A 13974-nucleotide genomic window follows, 5' to 3' on the forward strand; every position below is an offset into this window, starting at 1 on the left:
CAGGTCGGAGATCGATCGGGTTCAGTCAGATTCGTACTCGGCCCAGATGTACCGCGTGGCGACGCTTCGATACGGCCGCCACGGCTCGGCGATTTCGCGCATTTCAGTGCGGGTCAGCTCCCCGCCGTCGCCAAACAGCTGCTCGATACCGCGGCGAACGGCGAGATCCCCGAGCGGGAGCACGTCCGGGCGCTCGAGGACGAACAGGAGGTACATCCGCGCGGTCCACGCGCCGATCCCCTTGATATCGGTGAGTCGATCGACGACCTCGTCGTCGGTGTACGAGGCCAACCCGGTTTGCGTGTAATCGTTCTCCCGAAAGGCGCGGGCGGCGTTTTGCACGTACTCGACCTTGCTCCGGGAAAGGCCCGCATCCCGGAGGGCCGCCTCGTCCGCGGCCAGGACGGACGCCGGCGTCACGTCCCCCTCGAGGAGGTCGAACACGCGCTCGCGGACGGCCGCCGCGCTCGCGGTCGAGAGCTGCTGGTTGATGATCGAAATGCAGAGCCGCTCGTACTCGTCCCAGTCCGGTTCGGCGTAGGGGTCGTGCCGGTCGAGGAGCCCCGCCATAACGGGGTCCTCGCGGAGAACGGCGTGTGCCTCTTCGTTCATGCGAAGGGACGGATACGGGAGTACAGTACCGAGAACGCATATGCGTCTCGGTCGGCAGTGACGATCGGAGCGGCGCGACTACTCGAGTTCGGGCGTCTCGGGTTCGACGTTCGCGAGTCGCATCGCGTTCCCGGTCACACCGAGGCTCATGCCCATGTCGCCGACGACGACCGCCAGCGCGACGCTCACCAGCCCGAGCGGTACGCCGAGCGCGAGCAGGGCCTTCACGCCGAGGCTCGCCCAGACGTTCTGCCGGATGACGCCGTTAGCCGTGTGCGACAGCTCGTACAGGTACGGCAACTTCCCGACGTCATCGCCCATCAGCGCAATATCTGCGGTCTCGAGGGCGGTGTCGGTGCCGGCCGCGCCCATCGCGATGCCGACCTCGGCGGTTGCGAGCGCGGGCGCGTCGTTGATGCCGTCGCCGACCATCGCCACGTCGCCATACTGTTCCTGGATGTCCGCCACGGCCGCGACCTTCTCGTCGGGCAGAAGTTCGGCGTGGTACTCGTCGACGCCGACCTGCTCGGCGATCGCCCGCGCCGTCCCCTCGTTATCGCCGGTCAGCATCACGACGTGCTCTACGCCGAGGTCGTGGAGCCGCTCGACCGCCCGCTTGGAGGCCGGTCGGACCTCGTCGGCGATCGCGACCGCACCGAGCAGTTCGGTCTCCGTTCCGACGAGGACGACCGTCTTGCCTTCCCGCTCGAGCGCGGCGAGCGTGTCCGTGGCGAAGGCCCCGTCGTCGGCCTCGAGCGTTCCCTCGGAGGCGACGCCACCGTCAGTCCGCGGGTCCGACGTGCCGTCGGCACGGGCCCGCGAGAGATCGAACCCCAACTCCTCGAACAGCGCCGGCTTGCCCGCGTAGTACGTCTCGCCGCTGATCTCCCCGCGGATACCCCTGCCGGTCAGACTCTCGAACCCCGTCGGTTCGGGAAACTCAGTCGCGCCCGACTCGTCGGCGCGGGCGAGGATCGCCGCGGCGATGGGATGCTCGCTGCGTCGCTCCAGTCCGGCGGCGTGACGGAGGAGCGTCGCCTCGTCGGCGTCGCCGACCGGGATGACGTCGGTGACGGCGAGTTCGCCTTTCGTGAGTGTGCCCGTCTTGTCGACGGCGACGGCGTTGACCTCGCCCATCGCCTCGAGGTGGTTGCCGCCCTTGATCAGGACGCCGTTCTTCGCTGCGCTGGTGACTCCCGAGACCACCGAGACGGGCGTCGAGATGACGAATGCGCAGGGACAGGCGATCACCAACAACGTGAGGCCGCGAACGAACCACGTCCCCCAGTCGCCGGCGAACACGAGCTCGTATCCGGCGACGCCCGCGGTGACGGGGTCGCCGATAACGAGTGGCGGGATGGCAGCGGTCAGGATCGCCAGCACGACCACGACGGGCGTGTAGTAGCCCGCGAACCGATCGACGAACTGCTCCGTTTCGGTCTGTTCGGCCTGTGCGCCTTGCACCATCTCGATGATCCGTGAGAGCGTCGAGTCGCCCGCTGTCGAGGTGACTTCGACCTCGAGGTAGCCTTCCTCGGTGATAGCACCGGCGTACACCTCGTCTCCAGCAGACTTGTCGACGGGGACACTCTCGCCGGTGATCGGCGATTCGTCGACCGCGCTCTCGCCCTCGCGGACCGTCCCGTCGAGCGGGATCTTGTCGCCTGGCCGGACGACGACGATCTCGCCGACCGCTACGTCCTCCGCGTCAACGGTCACTTCCTCGCCGTCGCGCAGAACTGTGGCCTCGTCCGGCGAGAGCTCCATCAGCTCGCGCAGGGAGTCTCGGGCCCTGTCCATCGCGTAGTCCTCGAGCAGTTCGGCGATACTGAAAAGGACGGCCAGCGTGGCGGCCTCGACGAAGTAGCCGATACCCGTCGCGGCGATGATCGCCGTCCCCATCAGCAGGTCGATGTCGAGACTCCGGTTTTTCGCGGAGTAGTAGCCGCTCCGGACGACGGGGACGCCGCTGACGGCGACCGCGCCGAGGAAGAGGAGATCAGCGACGTGGAGCGGATACTCGAGGACGCTCGCCACCGCGACGTTCCCGCCCGTCAGGAGGAACTCGAAGCCCAGCCCGAGGGCGACGAACACCGCGCCGAGCCACGTCTTCTTCGCGCGGGGGCTCGTCCAGACCTCTGACGGCGGTGCGACGTCGACACCGCCGGCGCTCGAGGCCGATTCGGTCGACTCTTCGTCGCCGTCCGTCCCTCCGATGACCTCGTAGCCGGCACCTTCGATCGCGTCGGCCATGTCGGCCTCGCTGGCTCGATCGGGGTCGTACGTGACCGTGGCCGTCCCGGTGGTCGGATTGAGGTCGGCGTCGACGACCCCGTCGACGCGGCCGAGGCTCTTGTCGACCTTTCCCGCACAAGATGGGCAGTCCATCTCGGGGACGGCAAGCCGGACGGTTAGTTCCCGTCGCTGGCCGGCCCCGTCCATTCCTCTCGTCGCATCCGATTCGTCAGTCATTACCCAGAGGTAAGCGCGTCAGTTCGATAAGCCTTCGTTGGAATATTCCAAGAATCTGCGGGGCCGCTATAGTAGTCACTGAAACGATTCACACACTGAGCGTATAGCTGTCGTTCGATCAGGTGTGCAATGACTTTCAGTGGCTACTATAGAGCGGTGTCGACGGCCCGTCGACCAGTTGCTCGCTCGCGACGTGTTGCTTGGCCAGGTGTTCTTCGGCCCGGCGAAGCCGGTAGGTGAGCGTCGACCGCGGGATGTCGAGGTGGTCCGCGAGGTCGCCGGCATCGATCTCGCGAGGCGACTCGTAGTAGCCGTGTTCGACGGCGGCCCGGAGCGCGGCCTCCTGTTCGGGAGTGAGTCCGTTCGACCCACCGTTCGCGTCGCCCGTCGGCGCATCGGTATCCGTCGTCGCCGCTCGAAGCATCTCCATCCGGGCGCGGTCACCGAGCGCGGCCTCGAGGGCGTCGAAGAACGCCGCCGTGTCGCCCTCGCCGGAGTGGACGATCCGCCAGGTGTAGTGACGGCCCTCGTGGCGGGTCTCGAACAGCACGCCGTCGCCGAGGTGGTCGCGGGCGATGTGCGGGACGGACGCACAGGTTGGGGTGCGCTCCCAGTCGGAGTAGAGAACGAGCGTGTCGTCAGTGCGGTCGAGCACCTGCGTGGTCTGGGTCGCGCCGCAGTCGTCGGTCGCGAGACAGTCCGCGTAGTAGTCACTGGTAAGGAAGGCGTCCTCGATGTCCGCGAGCGCGTCCGGCGTGCCGGTGGCGTGGTCGACTCGCCAGAGGCGGTCGTCGGTTGCGTGCAGCGACAGCGAGCGGACCCGGGCGTCGGGGTGGTCCGCGAGCGCGTCCGCCACCCCGTTGCAACCGGGCTCGTACTCGAGGGCGAAGACGAACTCTCTCATACCCTGAGGAAGGGGCCGACGCGACAAAGGGTTTCCCGACGCTCGGCGCGCCCGCCGTTTGAGACCCTCTTCACGGACGGCGGCAACCACCTACGGCGGACTCTTCCCTGCAGTCGTCGCGTGGACCGTCGCCGCCAACGTGATCGGCGGCCCCGCGTCCAGATGGCTGTTCTGGAGACGGAGCATCGAGGCGACCATGATCGGTCACGTGGCCATGCACGTGGTCTTCGTCGTGCTGTCGCTGGTGATCGCGGTTATCTGCAGCAAAACGGAACGGAAACCCACGGCCGAGAGCGCGGCTCGAGCGACTGCGAGAGTCGCGCGATCCGGGGGAGGGCAGGCAGTCACCAGCTCACCGACCGCGAGCGAACGAAGTGAGCGAGCGGCCTTTTTAGCCGAGATTTTTGCGCAAGTGGTGAACGCAGTGAACCCGAGCGGAAAAAGGTCGGTGCGAGTGCTTTTCATCGAAGTTTTACCGAGGGCGCGCCTCTGGCGCGCCCGCAGAGTAAAAGTTCGTGACGTGAAATTTCGTTGTTATTCGTCCAGCAGTTCCCGCGCGATGACGTTCTTCTGGATCTCGGTGGTGCCCTCGTAGATCTGGGTGATCTTCGAGTCCCGGTAGAAGCGCTCGACGGGGAAGTCGTTGACATAGCCGGCCCCGCCGTGGATCTGGACGGCCTCGTTGGAGACGTCGACGGCGACGCGGGAGGCGTACTCCTTGGCCATCGAGGCGAGCTTCGTGATGTCGTTGCCCTGGTCGACGTTCCAGGCAGCCTTGTAGGTCAGGTTGCGTGCGGCCTCGGTCTCGGTGGCCATCTCGGCAAGTTTGTGCTGGATGGCCTGGAACTCCGAGATGGACTGGCCGAACTGCTCGCGGTCCTGGGCGTACTCGCGGGCGGCCTCGAGCGCGCCCTTGGCGATGCCCAGTCCCTGCGCGGCGACGCCGGTCCGGGTGGCGTCGAAGAACTGCATCTGCTGGAGGAAGGCGGCGTCCTCGTCGCCGACGAGGTTTTCCTGGGGCACGCGGACGTCGTCGAAGATGAGCTCGGCGGTGTCGGAGGCTCGGATGCCGAGCTTACCCGTGATCTTGTCCGAACTGAAGCCGTCGCGGTCGGACTCGACGATGATCTGGCTGAAACCGCCGTAGCGGCTGTCGGCGTCGGGATCGGTCTTACAGAGCACGACGAAGAAGTCGCCGACGGTGCCGTTGGTGATCCACATCTTGTTGCCGTTGATCACCCACTCGTCGCCGTCCTTCTCGGCGCGCGTCGAGACGGAGGAGACGTCCGACCCGGTGTCGGGCTCGGAAATCGCCGCGCCGGAGATCTTCTCGCCGGTCGCGACGGGCTCGAGGAAGCGCTCCTTCTGGTCTTCGGTCCCGAACTCGCTGATGGCCTCGGTACCGAACGAGCAGGCCATGATCGACAGCGCGATCCCGGCGTCGTGGGAGAACAGTTCCTCGGCGATGAGCGCCGACTCGAGGGTCGAGTAACCGGCACCGCCGTACTCCATCGGGATCGAGGTGCCGACCAGGCCCATCTCGGCGGCCTCGTCGACGATCTCGTGGGGGAACTTCTCTTCGCTGTCGTACTCCTCTGCGTTGGGGACGATCTCGTTTTCGGCGAATCGGCGAACCTCGTCGCGGATTTGCTCCTGTTCTTCGCTGAGTCCGAATTCCATAGACAACCGTTACCATTGCAGTGATAAAGAACTTTGTAACCGTCTGTAAACGGAAGTGTAGTTTCCATCATACGAGGGGAAACGTTGAAACGGGTCCGAATAGGAATCGTGAGCATGGACCTGGAGGATATCAACACTGTCGCAGTTCTAGGTGCGGGTAACATGGGCCACGGTATCGCGGAGGTCGCCGCGATTGCGGGCTACAACGTGAACATGCGCGATATCAAAGACGAGTTCGTCCAGAACGGCTACGACCAGATCGAGTGGTCACTGGGCAAGCTCGCCGAGAACGATCAACTCTCCGAAGAAGAATCTGACGCCGCCCTCGAGCGAGTGACGCCGCTGGTCGACATGGCGGACGCCGTCGCCGACGCCGACGTCGTCATCGAGGCCGTGCCCGAGCAGATGGAGATCAAGAAGGACGTGTACACCGAACTCGAGGAGGCCGCCCCCGATCACGCGATCTTCGCGACGAACACCTCGAGTCTTTCGATCACCGACCTCGCGGAGTTCACCGAGCGACCGGAGCGGTTCTGTGGCATGCACTTTTTCAACCCGCCGGTTCGGATGCAGCTGGTCGAAGTGATCTCGGGTGCCGAGAGCGCCGAGGAGACGCTCTCGGTCGTCGAGGACCTCGCCGAAGATCTGGGGAAGACGCCGGTTCGCGTCCACAAGGACTCGCCCGGATTCATCGTCAACCGTATTCTCGTGCCGCTGATGAACGAGGCCGCGTGGCTCGTCAGCAACGACGAGGCGACCATCGCCGAGGTCGACTCGACGACGAAGTTCGACATGGGCCTGCCGATGGGCAGCTTCGAACTCGGCGATCAGGTCGGCAACGACGTCAGTTACCACGTCCTCGAGTACATGCACGAGGTACTGGGCGAAGCCTACGAGCCGGCGCCGCTTCTGGCGGAGAAGGTCGAGAACGAGGAGTTCGGCAAGAAGTCCGGGAAGGGGTTCTACGACTACGAAGACGGCGAGGGCGTCCAGATCCCGACGGACGAGCAGTCGGAGTTCGTCAAGAAGCGACTCCTCGCGACGATGGCCAACGAGGCGGCCAAGCTGATCGGCGGCGACGTCGCTCCGCCGGAGTCGATCGACGAGGCAGTCCAGCTCGGAGCCGGCTTCCCCGACGGGCCGGTCAAACTCGTCGACGACTACGGCCTCGCGGAGCTCCAGGAGACGCTCGAGGAGGCCTACGAGCAGACCGGCCACGAGCGGTACGCGCCCGCGGAGTATCTCGCGGAACGCGCCGACGAGGGCGGTTTCTACGAGAGTGATGAGAATTCGGACGCGGTCGACTTCGAGGCGATCCGCGTCGAATACCCCGGCGACATGGTCGGCCACATCGTCCTCGACCGGCCACACCGGATGAACACCATCAGCGACGAACTCCTCGAGGAGCTCTCGGCGGCGATCGACCTGCTCGAGGACGACGACGAGGTGCGTGCGATCCTCGTCACCGGCGAAGGTGAGAAGGCATTCTCCGCGGGCGCGGATGTCCAGAGCATGGCCGGCGACGGTGCCGACCCGATCGAGGGCCAGGAGCTGTCGCGACTGGGACAGTCGACGTTCGGCGAACTCGAGGCCTGCGATCTGCCAGTTATTGCGGGGATCGACGGCTTCTGTCTCGGCGGCGGGATGGAGCTGGCGACCTGTGCGGACCTGCGCGTCGCGAGCGAACGCTCCCAGTTCGGCCAGCCCGAACTCGACCTCGGACTGCTCCCCGGCTGGGGCGGGACGCAGCGACTGAAACACATCATCGGCGAGGGCCGCGCGAAGGAGATCATCCTCACCGCCGAGCGCTACGACGCCGAGACGATGGCCGACTACGGCTTCGTCACCGAAGTCGTCGATAGCGACGGGCTCGAAGCGCGCGCGCTCGAGCTGGCGACCGACCTCGCCGGCGGGCCGCCGATCGCCCAGAAGTTCACCAAGCGCGCGATGCTCGCCGGTCGCGACGATACCGAAGCCGGACTGGAGTATGAGGCGTCCGCGTTCGGTCATCTGATGGCGACCGACGACCTGATGGAGGGTATTATGGCCTTCATGGGAGACGAAGAGCCGAACTTCCAGGGGGAGTGAGACGGACTACAGTAGCCTCTGAACCGATTCACATACTGATCGTACAGCTGTCGTTTGATCAGGTGTGCAATGACGTTCAGTGGCTACTATAGTATACGTCAGTTCCGGAGCAACCGCGAACCGTTCTGCGGTTGCTCCAACACATCGGGACAGCAGATCGTATGAAGCGACCGCCGACGAATGGAGCGTCGGGTTCGTCATGAAATATGAGTGACCGAATCTGTTCCCCTAATTGACCGATAGTAACGTTACACAGTTGATATCTGGTCGCGAGATTTATCACAGAGAGGTACCATTGGTGACGCGTGGCTGTAATCGATGAAGAGAATGGAGGGGTTCCCCAATGAGTGACGGTGCCGAGGTGCTCGTCGTCGACGACGAGGCTCGGCTCGCGGACCTGTTTGCCGCCTGGCTACAGACCGACTGGGTCGTCGAGACGGCCTATGACGGTGAAGAGGCGCTCGAGAAGATGGCCGACTCTGTCGAAGTCGTGCTTCTCGACCGGCGGATGCCCGGTCTCTCCGGCGACGAAGTCCTCGAGCAGATTCGCGAGCAGGGATACGATTCGCGGGTAGTCATGGTGACGGCGGTCGATCCGGACTTCGACATCATCGAGATGGGGTTCGACGACTACCTCGTCAAACCGGTCTCGAAGGACGAACTCGTCGATATGGTCGACGACGTCGCCGACCGTTCCGACTACGAGTCCGATATACAGGAGTACTACGCGCTCGTCTCGAAGAAGGCGCTACTGGAGTCAGAAAAGGCCGACCGAGAACTCACGAACAACGAGGAGTATCAGGACCTCACCGACCGCGTCGCGGAGCTCGAGCAGCGCGTCGACGAGACGGTCTCCGGAATGTCCTCCCACGACGATTTCGTCGGCGCATTTCAAGATCTCCAGTCAGAGAACTAGACGCCGATTTCGAACTCGAATCGAGCCCCTCCACCCTCGCTTTCGGTCGCGACGACCGACCATCCGTGCCCGGTAGCGACTTCTCTGACGATCCAGAGGCCGATTCCGAGTCCCTCCGTCGACGACGAAACCGACGGATCGAAGATTTCGTCCCGGAGTTCCTCGGGGAGCCCCTCTCCGTCGTCTTCGATAAAGAATCCCCGCGCACGTCCGTCCCGTTCGCCACGGCCGCCTCGCCTGTCACGCTCGTCTCTTCCGTCTCGCTCGAGCGGTCCGACGCGAACGGTTCTGGTCGTGTCGCCGTGTTCGATACTGTTCCTGAAACAGTTCTCGAGGAGCCGCAGGAGTCGCGAGCGGTCGGCCTCGATTGTCATCGTGCCCGTGACTGACAGCGTCGCCTCCGCGGTCGAGACGTGGTCCCACGCTTCGTGAGCGATCGACTCGAGATCGGTGGGGTCGGTGTCTGCGGCCCAGTCGCCCTCGCGGGCGATGGCCAGCACGTCCTCGATGATCGACCCTATCCGATCGAGTCCGTCGCGGGTCTTTTCGGCGTGCTCGACGTCCCCAGTCTCCTCGAAGAGTTCGAGATAGCCCTGAGCGACGCCGAGTGGATTGCGGAGGTCGTGGCTGACGATCCGAGCGAACGTATCGAGTCGCTCGTTGCGTTCGCGAAGCTTCCGTTCGCTTCGCTTTCGCTCCGTGATGTCGCGGAGGACACCTACCGAGCCGAGAAACTCGCCGTCGGGAACGAGGACCGCGATCTGAGCCTCGCAGGGGATCCGCTCGCCGGCTTTCGTCTCGAGTGGCAGTTCGATGGTTTCGGTGTGACTCTCGGTCTCGAGCAGCGATCGAATGAGGGCCGTCGCGGCGGTGACGTCCTCGCGGTCGAAGAGGATCGACGCGTGTTCGCCGAGCAGCCCCTCGCGGCTGTAGCCGGTCATCTCGACGAGCGCGTCGTTGACGGTCGTGAAGTGACCCGCGTCGTCGAGGACGTACATCCCGTCGCCGGCCGTTTCGACGAGTCGCTCGTACCGGTGGAGGGCGCGTTCTCGCTGATCGAGGCGGCCGCGGATGGCGATCGTCTCGAGGACGTGGGATGCGGTCGCGGCGATCGTTTGGATCGCATTCCGTTCGCGTTCGGAAATCGGCTCCGTCGCGTAGACGACCGTCACTCCGTACAGCTCGCCGCCGGCCGCAAGGGGTGCAACGGCGACCGATCGAGCGCCGCGCTCGAACGCACGGTCGCCGAACGGGACGGCATCGCGATCGTCTTCGCCATACCGCCGATACTGGATCTCTCCGCTGTGAATCGCTCGCTCGAGCAGCGGCTGCTCGCCGTCGCCGATACTGACGGTTCGGTGGAGCGACCACGCCATCGCCTTGGGATCCGATAGCCACGGCACGATCTCGCGTTCGCCGCGGTCGTACTCGCCGATCCAGGCGAACGCGAACCGATCGCAGCCGGTCAGCTCCTCGCGGAGCACCCGTTCGACCGCCAGCGGCGAGGTCACATCGACCAGCCGGCGGCGAACGGCACCGACGATTTCAGCGAGGTCGGCGGGCAACTCTCGGAGTGACGCCGCGGGCTCGGTCGTGAAATCGCCCGTGTTCGGGTCGCCCGCTCTCGGGAGTTCCGCGCTCGAGTCGTCGTCGAGTCGATCAGTGATGGCGGCCGCCAGCTGCGCTCCCGGTTCGATCTCCCCAGCCCGGACGATCACTTCGCTCAACACCCCACCGCCGTCGTCGCTCGCTCCCCAGGAGACGAACGTCGGCGTCCTCGGGGCCTCGGACTCGACGGTATCGACGAGCGCCGGCACGTCCGTCACCGTGCTCGCGTCGATGACGACCGCGTCAATCCCTTCCTGCTCGAGTCGGTCGATTGCCGCCGCGGGTCGCTGGGCGATGACGACGTCGACCGGGGCGTCAGTCAACGACAGCGTGACGGCCGCTCGTGTCGAACGATTGCCGCTCACACAGAGCACGCGTGGTCGACTCATAACGGAGCAGTTCGGACAGATGTCATCTCGATCACCACAGTAGTTAGTCTGCCCGATCACATGTTACCGATGGAGATTGTTCTTTCGACCGACGTGTGACAGCGGCGTCGCCATGGGTGAGTGTCGAACCGGCTCCTCGCTGCGGTTGAGGAGACCGCAGCCGTCGATCAGGGAGCCTGCCCGTAAATGAGGTTGCGCTGAATTTCGTTCGCCCCCTCGTAAATAACTGGGATGCGGGCGTCGCGGAAGACGCGGGCGATCCGTCGCTCGTCGAGGATCGAGCGGCCGCCGTGGAACTGCATGCTCTGCTCGGACACGTCGACGGCCGTCTCGGTCGCCTTCGTCTTCGCCATCGCGGCCCAGTACCCCGCGTTGTCTTCGTTCGTGACCTTCTCGCAGGCGCGCCAGGTGAGCGTTCGAGCGCTCTCGAACTCGAGTAGCATGTCGGCGAGGCCGTGCTGGACGGCCTGGAAGTCGCTGATCGTCTTCCCGAACTCCTCGCGGTCGTGTGTGAACTCCCAGGCTTCCTCGATGGCGGCCGCGGCGATGCCGAGTCCGTGGCCGGCGACGGCGACGCGACCGTGGTTAAAGAAGTCCGCGAGCAGCATGAAGCCGTCACCCTCCTCGCCGATCAGGTTCTCTTCGGGAACCCGGCAATCGTCGAACTCGATGTGCGCCTGCTTCGAGGCGCGCATCGCCATCTTCTCGGGGATGTGCTCGGCCTCGTAGCCGTCGGTATCGGTCGGGACGATGAACATCGAGTGATTCCCGTAGGGGTTGTCCTCGTCGTCTCCGGTGCGGGCGTAGAGCGTCACCCAGTCCGCCTCGACGCCGTTGCCGATCCAATACTTCTCGCCGTTGATGACGTACTCGTCGCCCGCTTTCTCCGCTCGAGTCTGCATCCCCGAGAGATCGCTGCCGGTGTCGGGTTCCGACACCGCCAGTCCCGAGCGCTGTTCTCCTTCCGCCACCGGTCGGATGTACTCCTCGCACTGCTCGTCGGTGCCGTGTTCGTAGGTGATCTCGCAGCCGAAACTCGCCAGCTGCAGCGTCAGCCCGATCCCCGCGTCGGCCCGGTAGAACTCCTCCGTGATCGCGAGCAACTGCGCCAGATCGAGCCCCCGGCCGCCCCACTCCGCCGGAATGTCCTGTGCCACGAGGTCGGCTTCCTGACCGGCCTCGAGGATCTCCTCGGGGTACTCGCCGGCCTGAAAGTACTCCCGAGCGTTCGGTTCGATGTGTTCGCGCGCGAACTCGCGGGCCTCGGCCTTGACACCTTGAGCGTGCTCAGGCACGATGCTGTCGTCGAGTAACTCCATATCCCGCGAAACGGTCGCGCGGTGCAAATAGCCGCGGTCGAACAATGCAACCCGAGAAATCGGTCGACCTAATGTAAGCCCACTATGCCTTCCTCATTTCGGGACGGCGTAGGATTTTTGTACCGGATATGATGGTTTAGATCGGTTTTTAAGCCGTTTACCGGAAATACGGGGCGTCTATATGCCGAACGATTATTACTCACGACCTCGCTACGTGGGGTGTTCTACAACGTTCCATAAGCACAGGTGATCGATTAGTTAGATAATTGTTTTGTGAAAATCCCTACTTTCCGGACTACATTCTGAATTGGTGTCTGCAAGCGCTTTCATAACAGCTGGACCTGTCTTCGACGTAGAGAGCATCTCTAATTGAATTAGATTTAATTTCTATCAGCAATTCCCATAGTATGGATCTGTAACTGATAAGTGTCTCTGATGGTTCTCGCACTTACACCAGTATGTCTTGATACTTGTCTCTGAGTCCGCTTCTCATTTTGAAGCAAAGAGGAGGCATAGACTGCACTAGCGGCAAATCCTGATGGAGAACGGCCGGAGAGAACGTCATCTTTTGTGGCCTCAATTATTTCGATTGCTGTTTCTTCAACTGCCTCAGAGAGCCCCAAATTCTCACAGTAGCGCTGGACATGGTTCTCAGGGTCAACAGGGCCGATTTCCAGATCCAATTCCTGCTTAACCAGTGGGAATATTTTCTTGAGTGTATATTGACTAATCATACTTTCTTTTGAAACGGCTACTGGATCAAATCCGAGTTGTTCTATCCGGCAAGCTAAATATACTGAACAAACTGCAAGGTCCACTACACGACAATTTTCAACGATCGTTCGATTCTGGACCGCTCGTTGGTAAATAGCCCGCGCAACGTTCAGTGCGCTCGACTTCAACTCAAGAGTTTGACCAAGCGTTTCTATTTCCATCTTCCCGACTTCGCTTGTTTCCTCACCCCGTTCTGGCGTACCTATACGTTCGTAGAGAATTTCTTTTCTTTCCTCATTCATCTCGGACAACCGCTCATGTGAGCTCATTATGTTTGATCACCAGATTGGTAACATTCTACCACAACTGCTACAGTAAGCCCGGTGATGATAGTCTTTATTCCACTGACAATGGTTTTGACGACATACTCTCCGCTTATGACCTCTAGAGTATAGCCGACGAAAAGCACTATGGCTAACAGGAGTGTTAGGATAGACAACATCAGGAATAGTGCTCCTACGGAACCAAAAGGGAATCTGTACGCGGAGCCTTTAAGTAGGGGGGTGAGGGGGCTTCTCCTATTGGGCCCCTTCTTACTCAGATATTCCGCGCTGGGTGTACCCGCTACCCAGAGCGCGGCGAGAATTTATCTTGGCCGGAAAGCCAAGACGGGTCATGAACATTACTGGAGTATTGGATCTCTCTGTACTTAATGATTATGCAACAGCAGTTATTCCCAAATGGTGATGTCGGCATCGGATTCTAGGGAGCAAAGTAGCGAATGGGTCAAAATCCAGATGATACGATCATACTGCCGACGCTCCTATCCGAGCATCCGTGCGAGGTCGTCGACGGACGTCGCCGCGTCCGCGTGGTCCTCGAGCAAGGTGATATCCCAGACGAGATCGGCGAGCAGGTGTGCGTAGAGAACGGCGCCGGTGACGATAGCGAGTGGAACACTGGCGATGGCGATCACCGGGACCGCGATTCCGGTCAGGACGACGTGGCTCAACAGACGCGAGAGGACGCCGACGTCACCGGGATCGAAAATCTCCGACTGGTCAGCGACGGCCGCACCCGGATCGGTGAGACAGAATCGGACGGCGTCCCAGTCGCCGGTCTTGAGACGAGCGATGAGAAAGTGATCGAGATCGATGAAGACGCCGACTACGGTGCCGTAGGCGACGACGGCCGCGGCGGGGACCGAATGACCGAAAAGCGTATTCGACGGGAGCAATGCGGTCAGAACCCCGGCGACGACAAGCGACACGG

The 13974-nt window shown here is 62.9% G+C and carries 10 protein-coding genes; 2 read left to right on the forward strand and 8 right to left on the reverse strand.

Features of this window, described 5'->3' with window-relative positions:
• Nucleotides 1-21 precede the first annotated feature (21 nt).
• The 4 genes from ACEWFR_RS08800 to ACEWFR_RS08815 form a co-directional block, all read right to left on the reverse strand.
• Nucleotides 22-612: a DNA-3-methyladenine glycosylase gene (locus tag ACEWFR_RS08800; RefSeq protein ID WP_374060667.1), complete on the reverse strand. Its 591-nt coding sequence runs from the start codon at nucleotides 610-612 to the stop codon at nucleotides 22-24.
• A gap of 78 nt (nucleotides 613-690) precedes the next feature.
• A complete protein-coding gene (locus ACEWFR_RS08805) occupies nucleotides 691-3084 on the reverse strand; it encodes a heavy metal translocating P-type ATPase (protein ID WP_374060668.1) in 2394 nt (797 codons plus the stop codon).
• A gap of 136 nt (nucleotides 3085-3220) precedes the next feature.
• Nucleotides 3221-3988, reverse strand: coding sequence for a helix-turn-helix domain-containing protein (locus ACEWFR_RS08810; protein ID WP_374060669.1), 768 nt, complete (start codon nucleotides 3986-3988; stop codon nucleotides 3221-3223).
• A 534-nt stretch (nucleotides 3989-4522) separates the two neighbouring features.
• A complete protein-coding gene (locus ACEWFR_RS08815; protein WP_374060670.1) occupies nucleotides 4523-5668 on the reverse strand; it encodes an acyl-CoA dehydrogenase family protein in 1146 nt (381 codons plus the stop codon).
• Between the two features lie 114 nt (nucleotides 5669-5782).
• Between ACEWFR_RS08815 and ACEWFR_RS08820 the strand changes: the two genes are divergently transcribed.
• Both ACEWFR_RS08820 and ACEWFR_RS08825 read left to right on the forward strand, forming a co-directional pair.
• Nucleotides 5783-7756 carry a 3-hydroxyacyl-CoA dehydrogenase NAD-binding domain-containing protein gene (locus ACEWFR_RS08820; RefSeq protein WP_374060671.1) on the forward strand — a complete coding sequence of 658 codons (1974 nt, stop codon included), beginning with the start codon at nucleotides 5783-5785 and terminating at the stop codon, nucleotides 7754-7756.
• A 343-nt stretch (nucleotides 7757-8099) separates the two neighbouring features.
• On the forward strand, nucleotides 8100-8672 hold the full coding sequence (locus ACEWFR_RS08825; protein WP_374060672.1) for a response regulator transcription factor: 573 nt from the start codon (nucleotides 8100-8102) through the stop codon (nucleotides 8670-8672).
• On the opposite strand, the gene ACEWFR_RS08830 is transcribed toward ACEWFR_RS08825, so the two are convergent.
• From ACEWFR_RS08830 to ACEWFR_RS08845, 4 genes are all read right to left on the reverse strand, one after another.
• Complete coding sequence (locus tag ACEWFR_RS08830) at nucleotides 8669-10669, reverse strand: PAS domain S-box protein (RefSeq protein ID WP_374060673.1); 2001 nt, start codon at nucleotides 10667-10669, stop codon at nucleotides 8669-8671. The genes ACEWFR_RS08825 and ACEWFR_RS08830 overlap by 4 nt on opposite strands.
• 167 nt (nucleotides 10670-10836) lie before the next feature.
• On the reverse strand, nucleotides 10837-11988 hold the full coding sequence (locus tag ACEWFR_RS08835; RefSeq protein ID WP_374060674.1) for an acyl-CoA dehydrogenase family protein: 1152 nt from the start codon (nucleotides 11986-11988) through the stop codon (nucleotides 10837-10839).
• 380 nt (nucleotides 11989-12368) lie between these two features.
• Entirely contained in the window at nucleotides 12369-13004 is a 636-nt protein-coding gene (locus ACEWFR_RS08840; RefSeq protein WP_374060675.1) for a hypothetical protein, read from the reverse strand.
• 521 nt (nucleotides 13005-13525) lie between these two features.
• Nucleotides 13526-13972, reverse strand: coding sequence for a hypothetical protein (locus ACEWFR_RS08845; RefSeq protein ID WP_374060676.1), 447 nt, complete (start codon nucleotides 13970-13972; stop codon nucleotides 13526-13528).
• Nucleotides 13973-13974: the final 2 nt, after the last annotated feature.

This window comes from Natrinema sp. H-ect4, assembly GCF_041894845.1.
Taxonomy (GTDB): Archaea; Halobacteriota; Halobacteria; order Halobacteriales; family Natrialbaceae; genus Natrinema.